The sequence below is a fragment of the Paracoccus sp. (in: a-proteobacteria) genome, assembly GCF_030538495.1.
GTDB lineage: Bacteria > Pseudomonadota > Alphaproteobacteria > Rhodobacterales > Rhodobacteraceae > Paracoccus.
This window is the reverse complement of the sequence record NZ_JAUNTW010000016.1, coordinates 14,897-34,589: the sequence shown is the minus strand read 5'-3', so window position 1 is coordinate 34,589 and position 19,693 is coordinate 14,897. Positions and strand designations below refer to the sequence as shown.

At 61.1% G+C, this 19,693-nt stretch carries 18 protein-coding genes; 11 read left to right on the top strand and 7 right to left on the bottom strand.

The window, feature by feature from the left end; genetic code table 11:
* Positions 1-250 precede the first annotated feature (250 nt).
* From Q4G20_RS12870 to Q4G20_RS12860, 3 genes are all read left to right on the top strand, one after another.
* A complete protein-coding gene (locus Q4G20_RS12870; RefSeq protein WP_303343859.1) occupies positions 251-2,107 on the top strand; it encodes an extracellular solute-binding protein in 1,857 nt (618 codons plus the stop codon).
* A 130-nt stretch (positions 2,108-2,237) separates the two neighbouring features.
* Complete coding sequence (locus Q4G20_RS12865; RefSeq protein WP_303343858.1) at positions 2,238-2,552, top strand: hypothetical protein; 315 nt, start codon at positions 2,238-2,240, stop codon at positions 2,550-2,552.
* 59 nt (positions 2,553-2,611) lie between these two features.
* Complete coding sequence (locus tag Q4G20_RS12860; protein ID WP_303343857.1) at positions 2,612-3,499, top strand: cation diffusion facilitator family transporter; 888 nt, start codon at positions 2,612-2,614, stop codon at positions 3,497-3,499.
* Here the strand turns inward: Q4G20_RS12860 and xth are convergent.
* Together xth and Q4G20_RS12850 are read right to left on the bottom strand one after the other, a co-directional pair.
* Positions 3,496-4,281 (bottom strand): exodeoxyribonuclease III, encoded by a 786-nt coding sequence (gene xth, locus Q4G20_RS12855; RefSeq protein ID WP_303343856.1) that lies wholly within the window; start codon positions 4,279-4,281, stop codon positions 3,496-3,498. The genes Q4G20_RS12860 and xth overlap by 4 nt on opposite strands.
* Before the next feature lie 8 nt (positions 4,282-4,289).
* Positions 4,290-4,613: an iron-sulfur cluster assembly accessory protein gene (locus Q4G20_RS12850; protein WP_303343855.1), complete on the bottom strand. Its 324-nt coding sequence runs from the start codon at positions 4,611-4,613 to the stop codon at positions 4,290-4,292.
* A 75-nt stretch (positions 4,614-4,688) separates the two neighbouring features.
* Between Q4G20_RS12850 and Q4G20_RS12845 the strand changes: the two genes are divergently transcribed.
* Entirely contained in the window at positions 4,689-5,846 is a 1,158-nt protein-coding gene (locus tag Q4G20_RS12845; RefSeq protein WP_303343854.1) for a deoxyguanosinetriphosphate triphosphohydrolase, read from the top strand.
* Between the two features lie 84 nt (positions 5,847-5,930).
* Positions 5,931-6,398 (top strand): hypothetical protein, encoded by a 468-nt coding sequence (locus Q4G20_RS12840; RefSeq protein WP_303343853.1) that lies wholly within the window; start codon positions 5,931-5,933, stop codon positions 6,396-6,398.
* On the opposite strand, the gene Q4G20_RS12835 is transcribed toward Q4G20_RS12840, so the two are convergent.
* A complete protein-coding gene (locus Q4G20_RS12835; RefSeq protein WP_303343852.1) occupies positions 6,395-7,519 on the bottom strand; it encodes an HD domain-containing protein in 1,125 nt (374 codons plus the stop codon). The genes Q4G20_RS12840 and Q4G20_RS12835 overlap by 4 nt on opposite strands.
* Positions 7,520-7,585: 66 nt before the next feature.
* Positions 7,586-8,248, bottom strand: a complete 663-nt coding sequence (locus Q4G20_RS12830; protein ID WP_303343851.1) for an alpha/beta hydrolase — start codon at positions 8,246-8,248, stop codon at positions 7,586-7,588.
* A 161-nt stretch (positions 8,249-8,409) separates the two neighbouring features.
* Between Q4G20_RS12830 and Q4G20_RS12825 the strand changes: the two genes are divergently transcribed.
* Positions 8,410-8,868, top strand: a complete 459-nt coding sequence (locus tag Q4G20_RS12825; RefSeq protein ID WP_303343850.1) for an Rrf2 family transcriptional regulator — start codon at positions 8,410-8,412, stop codon at positions 8,866-8,868.
* Positions 8,869-8,904: 36 nt separating this feature from the next.
* Here Q4G20_RS12825 and Q4G20_RS12820 read toward each other — a convergent pair whose 3' ends face one another.
* Positions 8,905-11,109, bottom strand: coding sequence for a calcium-binding protein (locus Q4G20_RS12820; RefSeq protein ID WP_303343849.1), 2,205 nt, complete (start codon positions 11,107-11,109; stop codon positions 8,905-8,907).
* 135 nt (positions 11,110-11,244) lie between these two features.
* Positions 11,245-12,357, bottom strand: a complete 1,113-nt coding sequence (locus Q4G20_RS12815; protein ID WP_303343848.1) for an ROK family protein — start codon at positions 12,355-12,357, stop codon at positions 11,245-11,247.
* Between the two features lie 157 nt (positions 12,358-12,514).
* Here Q4G20_RS12815 and Q4G20_RS12810 point away from each other — a divergent pair, with 157 nt between their 5' ends.
* Genes Q4G20_RS12810 through Q4G20_RS12790 form a run of 5 tightly spaced genes read left to right on the top strand, consistent with a single transcriptional unit; the run spans position 12,515 to position 17,920 of the window.
* The gene (locus Q4G20_RS12810) at positions 12,515-13,510 is read left to right on the top strand and encodes an extracellular solute-binding protein (RefSeq protein ID WP_303343847.1); all 996 of its coding nucleotides are present in this window, start codon (positions 12,515-12,517) and stop codon (positions 13,508-13,510) included.
* Positions 13,511-13,563: 53 nt separating this feature from the next.
* Entirely contained in the window at positions 13,564-14,565 is a 1,002-nt protein-coding gene (locus tag Q4G20_RS12805; protein WP_303343846.1) for an ABC transporter ATP-binding protein, read from the top strand.
* Positions 14,562-16,271, top strand: coding sequence for an iron ABC transporter permease (locus Q4G20_RS12800; RefSeq protein ID WP_303343845.1), 1,710 nt, complete (start codon positions 14,562-14,564; stop codon positions 16,269-16,271). Before Q4G20_RS12805 ends, Q4G20_RS12800 begins: the two co-directional genes overlap by 4 nt.
* A 9-nt stretch (positions 16,272-16,280) precedes the next feature.
* Entirely contained in the window at positions 16,281-17,180 is a 900-nt protein-coding gene (locus Q4G20_RS12795) for a sugar phosphate isomerase/epimerase (protein ID WP_303343844.1), read from the top strand.
* Entirely contained in the window at positions 17,177-17,920 is a 744-nt protein-coding gene (locus Q4G20_RS12790) for an inositol monophosphatase family protein (RefSeq protein ID WP_303343843.1), read from the top strand. The genes Q4G20_RS12795 and Q4G20_RS12790 overlap by 4 nt, the downstream gene beginning before the upstream one ends.
* Positions 17,921-18,044: 124 nt before the next feature.
* Here Q4G20_RS12790 and Q4G20_RS12785 read toward each other — a convergent pair whose 3' ends face one another.
* Complete coding sequence (locus Q4G20_RS12785; RefSeq protein WP_303343842.1) at positions 18,045-19,394, bottom strand: FAD-dependent oxidoreductase; 1,350 nt, start codon at positions 19,392-19,394, stop codon at positions 18,045-18,047.
* Positions 19,395-19,693: the final 299 nt, after the last annotated feature.

Below are 19,693 nucleotides of genomic sequence, written 5' to 3'. Positions count from 1 at the left end.
TTGCAAAAATGTGAACACACCCCGGAGGGGGGCGGTTTTGCAATCGCAGCATGGGCAAAAAAAAGCGCCCGCACAAGGCGGGCGCAAGTCATGAGGCAGGTTTCATACAGGCAAGAAACCTATCGAGCAGTAAGGCATTTATACGCCTTTCCGAACCCGAGTCCAACACAGAAACAATCAGCTTGGTTGACGGGCGCGCGGCAAGCCTGTTGAAATTGCAGTCAAAGAACAACGACAGAGGCATCGGGCCATGCGAATCTTCAAAAACACTAACAATTCCGCGATCACGGGGCGAATCTCTGCGGTCTTTGCGCTGCTGGCGGGTGTTGCAGCAATGCCGCTGGCAAGCCTTGCTGAACCGACGCATGGCATTGCAATGTATGGTGAACCTGCCTTGGCTGCGGGGTTTGATCACCTGCCTTATGCCAATCCGGATGCGCCCAAAGGCGGGGCGATTCGCCTGGCCGAACCGGGGGGATTCGATTCGCTCAAACCCTGGGTTCTGAAGGGCAATTCGGCATGGGGCGTCGGCACGCATGTGGCCGAAACGCTGATGTTCCGGTCGATTGACGAACCCTTTACGCTCTACGGTCTTTTGGCTGAAACGGTCGAAACCGCGCCGGATCGGTCATGGGTCGAATTCACCCTGCGCCCCGAGGCACGTTTTTCCGACGGCAGCCCCGTGACGGTCGAGGACGTGATGTGGTCCTATGAAACGCTGGGAACGCAGGGGCATCCGCGTTATCTGGGCGCGTGGTCCAAGGTCGAAAAGATGGAACAGACCGGCGAACGCAGCGTGCGGTTTACGTTCAATCAGGACGACCGCGAACTGGCGCTGTTGATGGGGATGCGCCCCATTTTGAAAAAATCCCAATGGGACGGCAAAGATTTCAGCGAATCGGGTCTGGAACCGCCGATTGGGTCGGGCGCCTATGTCATCGACCGCGTGGATGCGGGCCGGTCGATCACGTTCAAACGCAACCCCGATTATTGGGCGAACGACCTGCCGCTGACGCAGGGCTTGTATAATTTCGACACCATCCGTTACGATTATTTCGGTGACGCAAACGCCATGTTCGAGGCGTTCAAAGCGGGCGAAGTCACCATGTGGCGCGAACTCTCGGCGCAGAAATGGGACACCGAATATAATTTCCCGCTGATGACGCAGGGAAAAATCGTCAAAGATGAAATCACCCATGAACGCCCGTCTGGCATTGTCGGGCTGGTCATGAACACCCGCAACCCGATCTTTGACGATTGGCGGGTGCGTCAGGCGATGATCGAAATGTTCAATTTCCAATTCATCAACCAGACCCTGAACGCCGGGAAGGATCCGCGGATTACGTCGTATTTTTCGAACTCGGTTCTGGGGATGACGGAAGGCCCGGCGACGGGGCGCGTGGCGGAATTGCTGGAACCCTTTGCCGCCGATCTGGCCCCCGGCACCATCGAAGGTTACGCCCTGCCCGCCGGCAGCGACCGCGCCAATGACCGCGCCGCGACCCGCACCGCATTGGACCTGATGGAACAGGCCGGTTGGACCGTGCAGGACGGGCAGATGAAAAACGCCGAAGGCCAGCCCTTTGCGTTTGAGATTTTGCTGAACCAATCCGGCACCGCCATGCGGACCAGTTCGGAAACCCAGCAAATCGTCAATATCTATACCGAGGCGCTGCGTCCCTTGGGCATCACGCCGAAAATCACCCTGCTGGATTCCGCGCAATATGTGGAACGCACGAACAATTATCAGTTCGACATGACGTGGTATGAACGCGGGTTGTCGCTGTCTCCGGGCAACGAACAGCGTCTGTATTGGGGTGCTGAGGGCGTCGAAGCCCCCGGCACGCGCAACTGGATGGGCATGAACAGCCCCGCCGCCGAGGCGATGATCACCGAAATGGTTTCCGCCACATCGGCCGAGGATTTCACCGCCGCCACGCAGGCACTGGACCGCATCCTGACCGCTGGTCGCTATGTGATTCCGGTCAGTTTTTCGCCCGTGTCGCGTCTGGCCCATGCCTCTGACCTGCATTTCCCCGAAAAAACGCCGATCTATGGCGATTGGCCCGGATTTATGCCGGAAACCTGGTGGCAGGAGGCGAACTGATGCGGGTTTTCTGTGTTATGGTTGTGGTCGGCATGACGCTGGCCGGGTGCAACACCGTTGCCGGTATGGGTGAAGATATTTCCGGGGCCGCGCGCTGGGTTCAGGGCGTTCTTCCCGGTGGGGGGTATTGATGAAGTGGCATCACGTTCAGGAAAACTGGTCGGCCTTCTACGAAGCGATCAGCGACAAATGGCCCGAGGTGGACGAATCCGATCTGGATGAAATCGACGGCGATCAGCGCGGCTTTATCGCCTATCTGGCCGAGGTCACGGGCATGGAGACCGACGAAGTGCGCGAAGAAATCCGCGAATGGCTGGTCGGTGAAATCCCGTCGGATGTGGTCATGGACCCAACCCATGACAACCATTCTATTGCGCTCAGTTCCAAATTTGTGGGCGAAGGCGAAGATGAATATGCCGATGACGCGCGGTTCGGTGACGACTGACGCTTGACCCACAGCGCGACTGCTGAAAAATGCCCGCCTGAACCGGCGGGCATTTGACCATGAACCAAACAACCAAAATCGCGATGGGCAGCATTGCCGTTGGCCTGATCGTGCTGGCGCTGAAAACGCTGGCATGGTGGCTGACGGGATCGGTTGCGCTGTTGTCGGACGCCTTGGAAAGCACGGTGAATGTCGCAACCGCGATTGCCGCCTTGGTCGCGATTCGTGTGGCGCAGCGTCCGGCGGACCAGACGCACCCCTATGGCCACCACAAGGCTGAATTTATGGCCGCCGTGCTGGAGGGCGTGATGATCATCATCGCCGCCCTGCTGATTCTGCGCGAAGCGTGGGGCGCGTTCCAAAACCCCCGCATGATCGACGAACCGGGCCTGGGTCTGGCGATCAATGCCGCGGCGGGCGTGCTGAACGGGGTCTGGTGTTGGGTGCTGCTGCGTCAGGGGCGGCGGCTGCGATCACCCGCTTTGGTCGCGGATGGCAAACATCTGTTCACCGATGTGGTGTCGTCCGCCGGGGTGCTGATCGGGGTGACGCTGGCCGTTCTGACCGGCTGGGCCGTGCTGGATCCGCTGCTGGCGATGCTGGTGGGCGTCAACATTTTGTGGTCGGGCTGGCGCGTGATGTCGTCGTCGCTGTCCGGTCTGCTGGATGAGGCCGTGCCGGACGACACCCTGACCACGATTCGCACCATCATTTCCGACAAAGCCACCGGCGCGATCGAGGCGCATGACCTGCGCACCCGCCACGCGGGCGCGGTGACATTCATCGACTTTCATCTGGTGGTGGACGGGCAAACCACGGTCGATCAGGCGCATGACATTTGCGACCGGATCGAAACCGCGCTGAAATCCGAATTGCCCGACGCGCAGATCACCATTCACGTTGAACCGGAACACAAGGCGAAACATTCCGGCGTGCTGGTGATTTAGGCCGCCAGCCGCACCCAAACCGGGACGTGATCGCTGGGTTTTTCGCCCGCGCGGGTGTCTCGATCAACGCCGGTATCCGTCATCAAATCCGCTGCCTGCGGGGACAACAGCAGATGGTCGATGCGGATGCCGTCATCTCGGTTCCACGCACCGGCCTGATAATCCCAGAACGTAAACGGCCCGCGCGTGGCCCATGGATCGCGGATGCGCACCGCGTCAGTCCAGCCCTGATTCATGATCGCGCGAAAGGCCGCGCGGCTTTCGGGACGGAACAGCGCGTCATCGGTCCAGTTCTGCGGATTGGCGGCGTCGCGCGGTTCGGGGATGATGTTGTAATCGCCCAGCATCACGACCGGCATTTCGCTGACCAGCAATTCCGCCGCGCGCGCCCGCAACCGCTCCATCCATGCCAGTTTGTAATCATATTTCGGCCCCGGCGCGGGGTTGCCGTTGGGCAGATACAGCCCCGCAATCCGCACGGCCTGATCGCCGATCACGGTTGCCTCAATATACCGCGCCTGTTCGTCGCTGTCGTCACCGGGCAGGCCGCGGGTCACATCCTCAAGCGGCAGGCGGGACAGAATGGCGACGCCGTTAAACCCCTTTTGCCCATGGGTTTCGACCGTCCAGCCCAGATCCTGAAAATGATCGCGGGGAAAACCTTCGTCCACGGATTTGATTTCTTGCAGCACCACGACATCAGCATCGGTCGCCGCCAGCCAATCGGTTAACGCACCAATCCGCGCCTTAACGCCGTTGATGTTGAAACTGGCAATCTTCATGACGCCCCCTAAATCGAAAAGCTGGTGCCGCAGCCGCAACTGCTGCTGGCATTGGGGTTGTCGATAACGAACCGCGCGCCGATCAATTCGTCGCTGAAATCAATGACCGCACCCGACAGAAACGGCAGAGAAACCGGGTCCACGACCACCACCTGCCCGCCATCCGCGATCACCAGATCGTCGGATTCCGCCCGGTCCAGCCGGATGTCATATTGAAACCCCGAACAGCCGCCGCCCGCCACAGCCACGCGCAAGGGCTGCGGATCGCGACCGTGGTTGATTTCAGCCAGACGGGCAAAGGCGCGTTCGGTCACTTTGGGCGGCAGGTTCATGGGGCGTTCCCGTTTTCGTTCGTCAGCCCAGAATATAGGCTTGCCGCGCATCACCCGCAAGGAAGGCCCGCCCCCGTGACCGCTTTCGCGCCCTATGCCTGCCAGCCGGCCGCCAGCCGTGGGCGGCTGTATCCCGAAAACCTGTCCACCTTTCGCAGCCCGTGGCAGCGTGACCGCGACCGCATCATTCATTCATCGGCGTTTCGCCGCCTGAAGCACAAAACGCAGGTCTTTGTCGAACACGAAGGCGACGCCTATCGCGGCGATTATTTCCGCACCCGCCTGACCCACACGATCGAGGTGGCCCAAGTCGCCCGCACCATTGCCGGGGCGCTGAAGCTGAACACCGATCTGGCCGAAACCGTGGCACTGGCGCATGATCTGGGCCATCCGCCCTTTGGTCACACGGGCGAAGACGCGCTTTCCGTGCTGATGGCCCCGTTCGGCGGGTTTGACCATAACGCGCAGGCGCTGCGGATCGTCACGCGTCTGGAACGGCATTACGCCAATTTCGACGGGCTGAACCTGACATGGGAATCGCTGGAAGGGATTGCGAAACATAACGGCCCGGTGACGGGCGATCTGCCCTATGCCTTGGCGCAGGTGAATGACGCCTGGGATCTGGACCTGCACACCCATGCGAGCGCCGAAGCCCAAGTCGCCGCCGTGGCCGATGACGTGGCCTATAACCATCATGATTTGCATGACGGTCTGCGCGCGGGGCTGTTCACCGAATCCGATCTGGCGGAATTGCCCGTCATCGGTCCCGCCTTTGCGCAGGTGGATGCGCTGCATCCCGGACTGGACCCCACCCGCCGCCGGTATGAGGCCCTGCGTCGCGTCTTTGGCGTCATGGTCGAGGATCTGATCGCCGTCGCCCAAAACCGCCTGACCGCGCTGCAACCCAAATCGGTCGATGACATCCGCGCCATGGACGGCCCCGTCATCCGCTTTTCCAAGCCGCTGTATCAGAACATCAAGGCGATCAAGTCATTCCTGTTCACGCGGATGTATCGCGCGCCGTCCGTCGTGGTGGAACGCGAAAAGGTCACGCGGATGCTGAACGATCTGTTCCCGCTGTATCTGTCGGACCCGTCCGCCATGCCCGCGCATTGGCACGAACAGGCGCTGACCCTGAATGACGAAACCGCCCGCGCGCGGCAGGTGCTGGATTACGTCGCAGGCATGACCGACCGCTATGCCATGGCCGAACATCAACGATTGTTCGGATGATCCTTGCGGAACCGTCACATCGTTCTTACGTTGATTGTGCAGGATTAGGAACGCGCGAACATAACCCCCAGCCAGGAGGATACCATGTTCCACCCCGCCCGCCTCGCCGCCATGATGGCCCTGATCGCCGTGCCAGCCGCCGCGCAGGATCTGACGTGGCGCGACGACATCGAACCGATGATCCGCACCCAATGCGCCACCTGCCACAGCGCGGACAAACCGAATTACCGTGAATGGCGCCTGTTGGGCGACGACGAACGCCGCAAAGTCGCCAGCCGCATGGATGATTACACGCATTTCATGGAATATGTAATCTGGCCCGCGACCGGCGCGCAGCAGCGCCGCTTGGATGACGGCACCAACCGCGCCGATGGCCAGCCCGGCAATATGTATATGTATCTGGGCCGCGACGAAGAACAGCGTCAGGCCAATCTGCAAATGCTGAAAGATTGGCTGGGCGAAGGCGCGTGGAACCTGAACCGCTGGGGCGAACGCGACGGCGTGCCGGGGATCACCAAAGAACAACTGGACGCCGTAAAGGCACCCTATTAACCAATCGCGGCCCCGGTGGATGCTGGGGCCGCTTCGAAAAACGCGCGCGCCTGCGGCTCCAGCCACGCCCACAGCTCCGGCGCGCCGCGTTCGATTTTGGCCGCCACGCGCGATTGCAACTGATCCCATGTGACATTGTAATCGCCCCACGTCCCGCCGCCCGCGCAGATATTCAGCCAAACAGGTTGCGCACGGTCCAGCGATTTGGCGAACACCGCGTCGGGTGAAACATTCGCCCCGAACTCGTCCCAGATGGCGCGGAACGCCGCCCCCTGCCCCGCAGACAACAGCCCGAACAACCGATCCGCCGCCGCCTGTTCGGCAGCGATCTGCGCCGCGCCGCTATGGCTTGATCCGTCGCCCGCATGAATGGGAATATCGCCGGTGTCCACCTCGACCAGATCATGCAGAATCAACATCCGCACCGCACGGGCCGAGCCACCCAAAATCAGCGCCCATAACGCGACATGCCAGCTGTGTTCGGCGCTGTTTTCCCGCCGCCCGGAATGAATACGGGTGGCGCGCAACACCGATTTCAACCGATCCGCCTGCGCCAGAAAATCCAACCGCCGCCCGAAATCGCCGCCAACCACGCCGCCCGCCAGCAACTGATCCGCCGCCGCCATGGCATCGGGCCATTCCTGACGCAGCCGAGCTGCCCGACCAAAGGCCATGTTATCGCGCACGATCTGCACATGATCGGGGCGCGGCTGATCCGCCAGCAACACCTGAAACATCGGCTGGACGTGATCCAACCGCTTGGCCATGCGGGCATCCGCGCTAACGCCCGCTTCAAATTCGCGCCACAGATCCAGCATCGCCGCACCGCCCGGCCACAAACCAAACAGCCGTTCGGCGGCCGCCTGTTCCGCCGCCGCCACCCCCGCCCCAACAGGCAAATGAATCGGATGGTCGCCAACGTCGATTTCAACCAGATCATGCAGCAACAGCATGGCAATCGCACGATCCGACGCACCAAACACCATTCCGAACAGCGCCACATGCCAACTATGTTCGGCACTGTTTTCCGCCCGCGTCCCGTCCATCAGAACATTGGCGCGATCCACCGATTTCAGCCGATCCGCCTGCGTCAGAAAGGCAAATGCGCCGTTAAAATCCATTCCGCGGGCTTCTTCTGTGCATAAATACTCATGACGACCGCGCGCCTTGGGAACGCGGTCGCGGATTCAGCGCGTGTTTTCGGTCAGGCGACGGCGGACATAGCTCTGCACCAGATTGATCATCGGCGCCATATGCACCTCATCATCGCGGAAAAAGTGGTCAGCGCCCTCGATTTCCTCATGCGTGATGGTGATGCCCTTTTGTTCGCGCAATTTGCCAACCAGCGTATGCGTGTCCTTGGGCGGAGCCACACGGTCAGCCGTGCCGTTCACGATCAACCCCGACGACGGGCAAGGGGCCAAAAAGCTGAAATCATACATATTCGCGGGCGGGGCCACGCTGATAAAACCGGTGATTTCAGGCCGACGCATCAGCAATTGCATCCCGATCCACGCGCCGAAACTGAACCCCGCGACCCAGCAATGTTTGCTGTTGGGATTCATCGCCTGCAAATAATCCAGTGCCGCCGCCGCGTCGGACAATTCGCCAATCCCCTGATCAAATTCGCCCTGCGACCGGCCCACACCACGGAAATTGAACCGCATCACGGTAAAACCCATTTTGTGGAACGCGTAATGCAGGTTATAGACCACACGGTTGTTCATCGTCCCGCCAAATTGCGGATGCGGGTGCAGCACAATGGCCAGCGGCGCGTCGGGCTTACCGGGCTGGGGGTGGTAACGGCCTTCCAGACGGCCTTCGGGTCCGGGGAAAATCAGCTCTGGCATGGGCTTCCTTTGCGGGCTTTTTTAGGGTTTCTTGACGCAAGATCGCGCAGCTTTTAGATGGGCAGCCACAGGACCGGACACAAGACACATGCCAGTCTGGCATAGCGCGCCATTCGGTCAGCCGTCAATCCGCAGCACCGACCAGAACGGGGGATAATGCGATGAAATTATCAACAAAAGGCCGTTATGCCATTATCGCCTTGGTCGATCTGGCCATTGCCAAGGGCGATGATCTGACATCGCTGGCCGAGATTTCCACACGTCAGGATATTTCCCTGCCCTATCTGGAACAGCTGTTCGTGCGCCTGCGCCGTGCGGGGCTGGTGACGTCGGTGCGCGGTCCCGGCGGCGGCTATCGTCTGGCGCGCGCCCCGGAAACGATCCGCGTGTCTGAAATTCTGGGGGCTGTGGACGAAACCGTCAGCGCCCTGCATGTCGGCGCGGGCGCGTCGGGCGGCGTCTGCGGGTCGCGGGCGCAAACCCTGTCAAACCGGCTGTGGGAAAGCCTGTCGGCGCATGTCTATGTGTTTTTGCACAACACCACGCTGGCCGATATTGCGCAGAACCAGATGCTGCCCTGCCCGGCTTTGCCGCAGATTTTGAATGTGGTGGATGATTAAAGAAGTGGGGGGCGGATCAACCGCCCCCCTTATTCGTTACAGGATGAAATCATCCGCCGTCAGCGACGCGATATTGGCAACCAGAATCTCCATATCGGCCCGGGCGTCGCCATCGTAATCAACGCGAACAACCAGATTCTTGCCGGATTTGATCGTCCAGACTGAATTCGCCTGCGCGCCCGTGTCGCTGAAGTTGAATTCCTGAATCCCGTCCCGGTTGATGTTGTTGGCGTCAATCGCCGACAGGTCGATCACGTCAATCCCCGACACAAAGTCATGGATCACGTCGCGATTGCCCAAGCCCAAACCGCTGTCGCGAATATGGTTGAACACGAACACGTCGCGGTCCTGATCTTGACCGCCATACATCACGTCAAGGCCCGCCCCGCCGATCAGCACATCGGCACCGGTGCCGCCATACAGCGAGTCATTGCCGGCATCACCTTGCAGCGTGTCGTTGCCCACGCCACCATACAGCGCGTCATCATCGGCACCACCACGCAAGCTGTCATTACCCCGCCCGCCGAACAGCCGGTCATTGCCTTGGCCGCCGAACAGAACGTCGTTACCATCTTCACCCATCAGGCGGTCATCGCCGTCCTGACCATACAAGGTATCGTTGCCCGCGCCGCCGTAGAGCGAATCATTGCCATTGCCGCCGCGCAGATCGTCCGCCGCAGCGCCGCCATACAGCGTGTCATTGCCGTTGCCACCATACAGTGTATCGCGGCCATCGCCGCCATAGAGCAGGTCTTCGCCCAAACCACCCGACAGGTAGTCGTCGCCATTGCCGCCATACAGAGTGTCGTCGTCCACACCGCCATACAGGCTGTCATTGCCCGCGCCGCCATAGAGCAGGTCGTGACCCTGACCGCCGCGCAGGTCATCATCGCCAGCGTTGCCATACAGCGTATCGTGACCCTGATTGCCGAACAGACGGTCATTGCCCGACCCACCGGCCAGATAATCATCGCCCTTACCGCCGAACAGGCGGTCGTCGCCGCTGCCGCCGAACAGGCGGTCATTGCCGTCCTCCCCTTCGAGGAAGTCGTCGCCCGCGCCGCCATACAGGACGTCATTGCCTTCGCCGCCGTTCAGATAATCGTCGCCAGCATTGCCATACAGCGTATCGTTATCTTCATAACCGAACAGGCGGTCATTGCCTTCGCCGCCCGACAGATAATCGTTGCCCCAGCCGCCGAACAGCGTGTCGTTGCCGGTGCCGCCATACATCAGGTCATTGCCGTGGCCGCCATACAGCATATCAGCGGCACTGCCGCCATAGAGGGTATCATTGCCCTGGCCGCCGAACAGCGTGTCGCGGCCTTGGTCGCCATGCAGAACGTCATTGCCTTCGTCGCCGTGCAGCGTGTCGTCGCCGGTGCCGCCATACAGCAGGTCATCGCCCAAGCCGCCGCGCAGGTAATCGTTGCCCGATCCGCCTTCCAGCGTGTCGCGGCCTGCAAAGCCGAACAGGCGGTCATCACCGGCCCCGCCCGACAGGAAATCGTCGCCGTCAATACCGCCATACAGCGTATCATTGCCCGCGCCGCCGAACAGGCGATCATCGCCTTCGCCGCCATTCAGCACATCATCGCCGTTGCCACCATAGAGCGTGTCATCGCCAAAGCCGCCCTCGATGGTGTCATTGCCGTCACCGCCATAGATCACGTCATCGCCGCCGCGGCCGAACAATTCGTCCGGCCCGCCATAGCCATAAATGGTATCGTTGCCTTCGCCACCAGCCAGCGTATCGCCATAGATGATGACTTCGCCATCCGGCCCTTCGTCCACGCCATCCGTGCCGAAAATCCGGTCATCGCCGCGCATGATCGCGAAAAATTGGTCTTCGGGCTTTTGCGTCAACAATTCGTTGTATTCAGCCACCAACAGGTCCAGATCACGCAGGGCAAAGTAAACATCGCCCTTTTTCAGCGTGCCGTAATCCCAAGGCGCAGTTGTCGACATCGCGGTGATGACGCCGCTGGTCAGCCCCTCAAGCTTACCGTCTTTCGCGCGCCAGGTCAGATTGCGACCGTCAATGATCAGCGTGCTGTTCCAATCGGGATCGTCTTCATCTTCCAACTGCAGAACGATTTTCGATGACGTTGCCGACAGAATTTTGTGACGTTCGACGCCAAAATTCGGCAGGAAACCGGCATCGGGACCGGTTTCACCGGCATACATGTCGTGATACCAGTCAATCGGGCCGCTGCCACGATACACCCAAACTTCAGCCATAGCCTGATCTCCTTCGCCGTCTAACCCGCAATTGGTGGAATTTTCCCATAACCACGGTTCTACGTAGGAAACAACCTATTTTTCTGCACAGTTTTTCGTTATCTGCCGCTGTTGCGCAAATGCTGCGACGGGGCATTACCCAAACACCTGCGCGGCCAGAGGCACCCCCGCCGCGCCCAGCGCCCCACCCGCAGGCCCCAGAACGGATGCCCGCAGCGGCGGGATCGTCAGCCGCCGGGACGGGCCGGGCAAGGGTTCGGACAGCGCCGCCGCGACCAGTGCCGTGTTCACCGGGCCAGGCAGACGCCCCCCCACCACAATCACCGTCGGGTCGATCAAGCCGGTGACGACGCGCGCGGCCTGCCCCAACTGACGCCCCGCGCGGTTGATCCAGCCGCTCAGAATCGCGCGCCCTGCGGTCGTCAGGTCGCGCAGCGCGTCAAAATCGGCAATCGACTGCCCGCCATCCTGCAAGACCTGCATCAGATCCTGCCCGGTCGGGCGCGGCGTGCCATAGGGAAACAGCACCCCCGGCAAACAGGCATTGCCATGCGCGCCTCGGAACGGGCGCCCGTCGATGACCGCGCCGCCGCCTAAGCCGTGGCCAATATGGATCAGAAACAGCGACGCGCCATCGTCAGACTGATAGCCCCACAGATATTCCCCCAAAGCCGCCGCCGCGCCGTCATTTTCCATAAACACCGGCACGTCAAAGGCATCGCTGAACGCCTGCATCGCGCGGTCATCGTCGAAATCAAGGAAAAACTCATGCGCGCGGATCAGCGTGCTGAAGGTGCCGAAATTGCCGGGAATCGCGCAACCGACGCCACAAAAACGATGGCGCGGGACGTTGTGGCGGTCCAGCAGAGCGGACAGCGCCTCTGCGGCGCAGTCGGCCACGGCGCGGGCGTTGCGGCCTTCAATATTCAGGGATTGGCGCGCAAGCGTTTGCCCCGTCAGGTCGATCACCACCATATCCATGCGCGACAGGGAAAAGCTGATCCCGGCGGCAAACACGCTGCCCGCGCGCAGCGATAACAGGCGTTTGGGCTGGCCCTGCCGGCCCTGATGTTCGACCTGCTCGTCGAAAATGCCCATATCAATCAGCCCGCCAACCAGCCGCGTAACCGAAGCGCCGGTCAAACCGGCCCCTGCCGCCAGATCCACCCGCGCCACGCCACCCCCGCGCCGCACCAGTTCGATCAACTGGCGTTCGCTGGCCGATAGCGGCCGTAGGGGGGGCAACACATCATGGTCCATCCCTGCCAGATGGCAGGTCACGCGCCGCCACGCAACTGATTTTGCGGGTCACCAGATCGGGTCACTAAATTAAATTACAAAATGTAATTAATCTGTCGTAAACCACCGTTATGCTGATGGCAGAATCATCACAAAGGGGGTTCCCATGCTTCGGACTGTTTCTTTCGCCGCCGCCGCGCTGTGCTTTGCGCTGCCTGCTCTTGCCGCGCCTCTGGTCATCTATTCGCCGCAGGGGGGCGACCGGGGCCAGTGGATTGCCGATCAGGCGCGCGCCGCGGGCCATGACGTGTCGATCCTGAACGCGGGCGGGGGCGAATTGTTCGACCGCCTGCTGGCCGAACGCAACAACCCGCAGGCCGATATCGTCATGGGTCTGGTGGACGGGTCCATGGCCCTGCTGAAGAAAGAAGGGCTGTTTGCCGCCTACAGCCCCGCTTGGGCCGCCGATCTGCCCGAACAGTTCAACGATCCCGACGCCATGGTGCATAAATTCTGGCAAACGCCGATCGTGATTTCCTATAACAGCGACGCGTTGTCGGCGGATGACGCGCCGAAAAGCTGGCTGGATCTGGCCAAGCCCGAATATCAGGGCAAATACACCATCGGCGATCTGGCGTGGCAGACAACGCGCGTGTATCTGGCCGGGATGCTGGTGCGCTTTGCCGATGAAAACGGCACGATCAGCGACGAAGGCTGGCAGTTCATGCGCGACTTTTTCGCCAATGGCGTTGAAATCCGCGACGACGAAGGCAAAACGCAGGCCTTCCGCAACGAAGGCGCGGTCATTGACCTGAACTGGATGGGCGGCGCGTTCCGTCACGCGGCGGCCATGGACTACACCCCCGTTATCGTGGACACCGAAGGCGGCACGCCCGTGATCGCCGAAGGCATCGCGATCATGGCCGGCAGCAAACAACAGGACGCCGCGCAGGCTTTTGTTGATTGGTGGGGGTCCGAAGAAACGATGACAGCCTATGCCAACCAGTTTAACCAAATCCCCGCTTTGCCCGCAGCCCTTGCCGCATCTCCGGCCGAGGTTCAGGCGCAGGCGAACATGGTCCATCCGCAGCCGATCGACTGGGACATTGTGGCCCCGCAACTGGATGGCTGGTTGCAGACGATTGAACTCGACATCCGCTAACGACAGCGCGGGGCCGCACTGGCCCCGCCTTTCTGCATCCTAAGGGGGGCGTTATGGAACCTGTTCTGATTATCAACGATCTGGCCATCGGCTATGGCGATAAAATCGTGGTCAACGACTTTAACCTGTCGGTGCGCCCCGGCGAGTTTATCAGCCTGCTTGGCCCGTCGGGCTGCGGCAAAACCACGGTTTTGCGCACGATTGCCGGGTTTCAGCCCGCCTTGGGCGGTCGCATCCTGCTTGAGGGGCGCGACATCACCGCCCTGCCCCCCGAACGGCGCGATGTGGGGATTGTGTTTCAGAACTATGCCCTGTTCCCGACGATGACCGCCTATGAAAACATCGCCTTTGGGATGCGCGTGGCCCGCCGTCCCAAAGCCGAAATCGACGCCCGCGTGCGTCAGATTGCCGAAACATCGGGCATTGCCGCGCATCTGGACAAACGCCCCGCGGAAATGTCGGGCGGCCAGCAACAGCGCGTGGCGATTGCGCGTGCCTTGGTCATGGGGTCGCGGGTGCTGCTGTTTGATGAACCGCTGTCCAATCTGGACGCCCGCGTCCGCATCACCATGCGGCGCGAGATCAAACGGATGCAGGCCGATTTTGGCTTTACCGCGATTTTCGTGACCCATGATCAGGACGAAGCCCTGTCCATGTCGGACCGCATTGTGGTGCTGAATGGCGGGCGGATTGAACAGCTGGCCGATGGGCAGACGCTCTATGCGGAACCGGCATCGGCCTTTATCTGCGAATTTATCGGCAATGCGAATGAATTGCCGCCCGCACTGGCGGAACGTCTGACCGGTCATCGACATGGCCGCGTCTTTGTGCGGCACGAAGACGTGATCCTGTCCGAACCCCGCGCCGATGACCCCGCCCCGGCCGAGGTCACGCATGTGGAATTTCTGGGCGGTTACAGCCGGATTGAATGTGACATGCCGGGCGGTCGTCTGGCGGCGGTGCGACATGGCGGCGCGGTGCCTCAGGTGGGCGACCGCGTATCGGTCAGCCTGCGCGACAGCGGCGTGCATGTCTTTGCGGGGGATGACGCATGACCCGCAACATCACATTTGAACGCGCCGGGTTCTGGCTGGGCTGCGCAGTCACCGTCTGGGTGCTGATCGCGTTCATCATCATGCCGCTGTTCGGATCGCTTTATGCCGCGTTTTTCCGGGGCGGCGAATTTGCCATCGGCCAGATCGCCAGCGACCTTGCCGGGTCCAACCGAGTGCGCACAGCGATGTGGAACACGGTCTGGATGACCGCCATCACCGCCGTGACCGTCACCATCGTGGGCGTGTTTCAGGTCGCCGTGCTGGAATATTTCCATGTCCGGGGGCGCAGCATCCTGAAGATCGGCTTTGCCGTGCCGCTGGTCTTTGGCGGCGTGATCGCGGCGTCGGGGTATAACTTTACCTATGGGCCGGGGGGCGCGCTGACCGCATTCACATTGCGGCTGATCCCGGGGATGGACCCGAAATGGTTTCACGGCTGGTTCGGGGTGCTGTATGCGCACACCTTTTTGATGACCAGCTTCTATTTCCTGTTCCTGCGCGCCGCGATGCGCCGGGTGGATTATTCCATCATCGAGGCCGCCCGGTCCATGGGCGCATCCGAAACCACCATCCTGCGCCGGGTCGTTCTGCCCGTGCTGATGCCCACGCTGCTGGCGGTGATCTTGCTGACGGTTTACACCGCCATCGGGTCCTTTGCCGCGCCGCAAATCTTGGGCGGGCGGGATTTTTACATGATCTCGCAGGTGATTTTGACGCTGAACAGCCTGCGGCGTCAGGATATGGCGGCGGCCTTGGCGTTGCTGTTGGGCGTCGTGGTGATGGTGCTGATTTTGGCGGCGCAATATTACGAATCCCGCGGCGCACGGGCCGGAGGCGCAAAAACCCCCGTCCCCATCCGCCTGCGCCGGGTGCAAAACCCGGTGGCGAATATCGCGCTGCACGGCGTGGCATGGGTGATGTGGCTGATCTATGTCGTGCCGGTGGCCTTGGTCGTGCTGTTTTCCTTTGGCCCCGCCGCCGATATTGGCATCCATCCCCTGCCCACGCGGCTGACGCTGGAAAATTACATCCGCGTGTTCAGCGAAGGGTCGGCCTTTGCCCCGTTTTTCAATTCCATGCGCATGGGGCTGATCGCCGTGGCCGCCGGTCTGGCGCTGACCCTGTTCGCGGTGCCTGTGATGCTGCGGCATCGCAACTGGTTTACGCGGGGCTTGGATATTGCGTTTTTCCTGCCTTGGGTGGTGCCGTCGATCCTGTTGGCGGTCGGTTTGATCGCGGTCTTTGATCGACCCAATCTGTTGGTGTTCAATCAGGTGCTGCTGGGGGGCTTTTGGATTTTGCCCATCGGTTACATGGTCGTGATCCTGCCGCTGATGGTGCGGTTTCTGCGCGCGTCCTTTGCCGGCATCGACCCGGCGTATGACGAGGCCGCGCGCTCGATGGGTGCATCCGCCCTGTATCGGTTCCGCCGCATCACCTTTCCGCTGGTCGCGCCCACGGCGGTTCTGGTCGCGGGGATGACCTTTAACGATCTGATGACGGAATATCCGCTGTCGGCCTTTTTGTATAACGTCAACAACCGGCCTCTGCCGATTGCGATTGTCGATAATTCAGTCGTGCCGGACCCGCAGCAAAAGGCGCTGAATCTGGTCTATGTCACGCTGATCATGGGCTTTTCGCTGGCGGTGATCATGCTGGCCGAACGGCTGGGCATGGGCAAAGGCCCCGAAACCAACGCAATGTAAGGAACACTTATGGACAGCTGTATCACCGTCTGGCACTGGCCCGATCATGACCGTTGGTATGACGAAGGTGTGCGCCAATCCCTGCGCATGATCCGCGATGCCGGGTTTACGCATATCAACTGGAACCCCGACGCCGGCAGTTCCTATATCTATGCGCCGTCGGAAATCGCCTTTATCCGCGATCTGGTGGCCGAGAGCGGCCTGCGCACCCATTCCGTTCACGCCAGCAATGGCCGCAACCGCCTGACCGAAATGTCGGGCGGGGCCGAGACCCGCAAAGATATCCTGTCGCCCCATGACTGGCAGCGTCAGGCGGGCGTGGATCTGATCCGCAACCGTCTGGATCTGGCCGCAGCACTTGGTTCGCCCGATGTGGTGCTGCATATCGACATCAGCGACGACACCTTTTCGACGCCCGACCGGGCGACAGCGTTCCTGACGCCGCTGTTTGCGTCGCTGGATGATCTGCGCGACGACTGCCTGCGGCTGAGCGTGCGCATTGCCGTGGAAACGCTGTTCATCGCGGGGGCGGATGCGTGGCTGGACCTGTATGCCGCGCTGTTTGATCGTTACCCGGCCGATATGGTGGGCATGTGCTTTGACGCAGGCCATTGGGAACTGGTCGAACCCGGCGCGTTAACCGTGCTGAACCGGTTCGGAGACCGCCTGATCGCCACCCATATTCACGACAATTTCGGGGCCAAGGACGACCATCTGTTGCCCTTTGACGGGCGGCTGAACTGGGACGCGATCACGGCGGCGATTGCGGCAACGCCCTATGTCACGCCGCTGAATCTGGAAACGCCGCAGGACCGCTATGCCATGCCGCCCGCCGCGTTTTATCGTCGCGCCCATGCGGCGGCGGTGCGGCTGGAACGGATGATTGCGCAGCATCGGGGGCAGGCGTGAACCGCCCCTTTGACGCGCGGCTGGCACAACTGGCGCAGATCACCGATGCGGTTGGCGCGTTTTGTCTGGCGCATTTCCAGACCGGCGCGCAGGCCGAAACCAAAGGCCCCGCCGATTACGTCAGCGCCGTGGATCGGCAGGCCGAGACCTTGGCCCGCCGCCTGATCTCTGACGCCTACCCCAGCGACGCGATTCTGGGCGAAGAACAAGGCGGCGCCCCATCCCCCGACGCATGGGTGATTGACCCGGTGGATGGGACCGTGAACTTTCTGTCGGGGCTGCCCTATTGGGCGGTGTCGATTGCGGTGTTGCGCGGGGGCCAGCCCGTCATGGGCGCGGTTGCCCTGCCCGCGCTGTCGGTTCTGGCATGGGGCGCGGCGGATGGCCCGCTGCACGTCACCGGCCCGCTGCCCGCGCGCAGCCCCGGCGCGGCCTTGGCATTCGGCACGGGCCGCAACCGCATCTGGCCCGAACCCGACCGCCGCGCCCTGGAACAACAGGCCGAGGCCGAAGGATACCACATCACCAGCCTCGGCAGCTGCGCGGCATCCCTGACCATGGTCGCTTTGGGTCGAATGGCGGGTTATGTCGAACATGGCACGAATATCTGGGATTGCGCGGCGGGCGTGGCGCTGTGCCGCGCGGCGGGAATTGCGGCGCAGATCACACCCCTGTCCTGCGGACGGGTCCGCGTCAGCGCAGGATATATGCCAGACGAAAACGCATTCGGCGGCCATTAGGTTTTTTGGACCTTTGCGGCGGATAAAGACATCCGCATGGGGCCGTTATCGCGCAAATAGCCCGCATATCCGGGCCTTGCCTTTGTTTTTGCGCAAAGTCATAATCCCAAAACCGGACGCAAGCCTATCCTTCGACGTCAACGGCCGCGCGCTGTCCCGATAACAGCGCGCCATGCACCGTCGCAAACATCTGTTTATGTGTCGCTTCGCCGGCAAAAAATACCCGGCCCGAAACAGGGGCAGCCAGATCGTCGCGCGTGGCGGGGCTGGAACCCACAGCATGAAACGAATACCCACCCAAACTATAGGGATCCTGCCCCCAGCGGGTCATTTGAAAATCAATCGGGTCGGGTATATTCTTCCCGAAGATAAGCTTCAGCCGGGCCATGGCACTGGCGACGATTTCAGCGTCATCCCAATCCTCGATCTGGCGCGCAAAGTCACCGGCATTGAAGCCAAGAAAAATGGGTTTTCCCGTCAGCCGCGCCAGATTGAGCCATTGGCTCCATTGCCCATGCTGGGACAGCGGCGGAACATATTCCATCCAGTCTTTTTCCGGCCAGAACTGAACGGGAAAATACAGATAGCATTTATTGAAATGACCCATGCCAAGATTATTAATCGCCGCCAGTTTTCGATCCGGCAAAGCGGGCGTGAACCGGATGGCCCCGCTTTTCAGCACACCCAGCGGCACCGTCACAAGAACGCGGTCGGCAATAAAGCGGCTCTTGCTGGTAAGAATACGGACCTTCGGTGTCGTTGAATCAATTTCATTCACCACATGACCCAATTTCACATTCAGGCCACGCGCCAGATGGTTTATCACCGTCAGATAACCATTGGCGAATGCCGCATCGGCGCCTTGGTATCCCTCCATGCTGTCGAACCAATGGGTTGATATGTCATCTTGGCTGCCCGCATATTCCTGCTCGACCGTGCTGTTGGTAATGAAAGATAAAAGCTCCTGATCGGCGGGGGCGAGATTGGGCCAGTTCACCTGACGTTCGACGGTTTCCCGCACCGGGCGATCAACCGGTTGGTCTTGGCCACGCGCCAAAGCCGCGTGATGCACAGCCTTCAGGGCCGACAGATGCGCGACTCGGGCGGCGCTCATCGGCGTGCCGTTTGCTTCATAAAAAACCACGCTGTTATAGCTGGTCGTCATAAGTTTTGCGCCAGCATCATGGGCAAGCGGAGTAAGTGGATTACCGTCCGTCTCGTGAATCCAGGATGCGCCAAGATCGACAGGCGCATCGGCCCAGGCGTCACTTGTCCAAATGCGGCCGCCCAGCCGGTCGCGGGCCTCCAGCACGATGACCTCATGGCCGCGACCTGCCAATTGCTTGGCGGCGGCCAGCCCAGCCATTCCCGCGCCGACCACGACGACCTTAAGGGGATGATGCGTTTTCCCTGTCCGCCCGCCCCCCGTCGCCGCCGTCGGAACAGCCCTATTCAACACGCTGCGGCGGTGCATGGATGGACCTCCTTCGTTTGGAAGCAGTCATACCATTGTATTGAGGTGGTGGTGAGTCGAAACCGACAGTTCATCACCGGCCTGTGGTCCATCGGGACGCGGGCTTTCCGGGCGGATGGGCTGCGGTCATCGGTCCGTTCTGCGCCACCGTTCGTCATACCGAACAAATCTGTGTTCATCAGCGCCCCAGCGTCGAAGGCAATCCCTTCACCTTTCGACCGCCTGTTGTCATCTCATTCGCATGAGCCAACACACAGTGACTGACGCAACGGTCATCGCTGGACCGAGAAATTGCACAA

Coding starts and splice junctions, on each gene's coding strand:
- Q4G20_RS12870 (WP_303343859.1), top strand. CDS start 251: ATGCGAATCTTCAAAAACACTAACAATTCCGCGATCACGGGGCGAATC.
- Q4G20_RS12865 (WP_303343858.1), top strand. CDS start 2,238: ATGAAGTGGCATCACGTTCAGGAAAACTGGTCGGCCTTCTACGAAGCG.
- Q4G20_RS12860 (WP_303343857.1), top strand. CDS start 2,612: ATGAACCAAACAACCAAAATCGCGATGGGCAGCATTGCCGTTGGCCTG.
- xth (WP_303343856.1), bottom strand. CDS start 4,281: ATGAAGATTGCCAGTTTCAACATCAACGGCGTTAAGGCGCGGATTGGT.
- Q4G20_RS12850 (WP_303343855.1), bottom strand. CDS start 4,613: ATGAACCTGCCGCCCAAAGTGACCGAACGCGCCTTTGCCCGTCTGGCT.
- Q4G20_RS12840 (WP_303343853.1), top strand. CDS start 5,931: ATGTTCCACCCCGCCCGCCTCGCCGCCATGATGGCCCTGATCGCCGTG.
- Q4G20_RS12835 (WP_303343852.1), bottom strand. CDS start 7,519: ATGGATTTTAACGGCGCATTTGCCTTTCTGACGCAGGCGGATCGGCTG.
- Q4G20_RS12830 (WP_303343851.1), bottom strand. CDS start 8,248: ATGCCAGAGCTGATTTTCCCCGGACCCGAAGGCCGTCTGGAAGGCCGT.
- Q4G20_RS12825 (WP_303343850.1), top strand. CDS start 8,410: ATGAAATTATCAACAAAAGGCCGTTATGCCATTATCGCCTTGGTCGAT.
- Q4G20_RS12820 (WP_303343849.1), bottom strand. CDS start 11,109: ATGGCTGAAGTTTGGGTGTATCGTGGCAGCGGCCCGATTGACTGGTAT.
- Q4G20_RS12810 (WP_303343847.1), top strand. CDS start 12,515: ATGCTTCGGACTGTTTCTTTCGCCGCCGCCGCGCTGTGCTTTGCGCTG.
- Q4G20_RS12805 (WP_303343846.1), top strand. CDS start 13,564: ATGGAACCTGTTCTGATTATCAACGATCTGGCCATCGGCTATGGCGAT.
- Q4G20_RS12800 (WP_303343845.1), top strand. CDS start 14,562: ATGACCCGCAACATCACATTTGAACGCGCCGGGTTCTGGCTGGGCTGC.
- Q4G20_RS12795 (WP_303343844.1), top strand. CDS start 16,281: ATGGACAGCTGTATCACCGTCTGGCACTGGCCCGATCATGACCGTTGG.
- Q4G20_RS12785 (WP_303343842.1), bottom strand. CDS start 19,394: ATGCACCGCCGCAGCGTGTTGAATAGGGCTGTTCCGACGGCGGCGACG.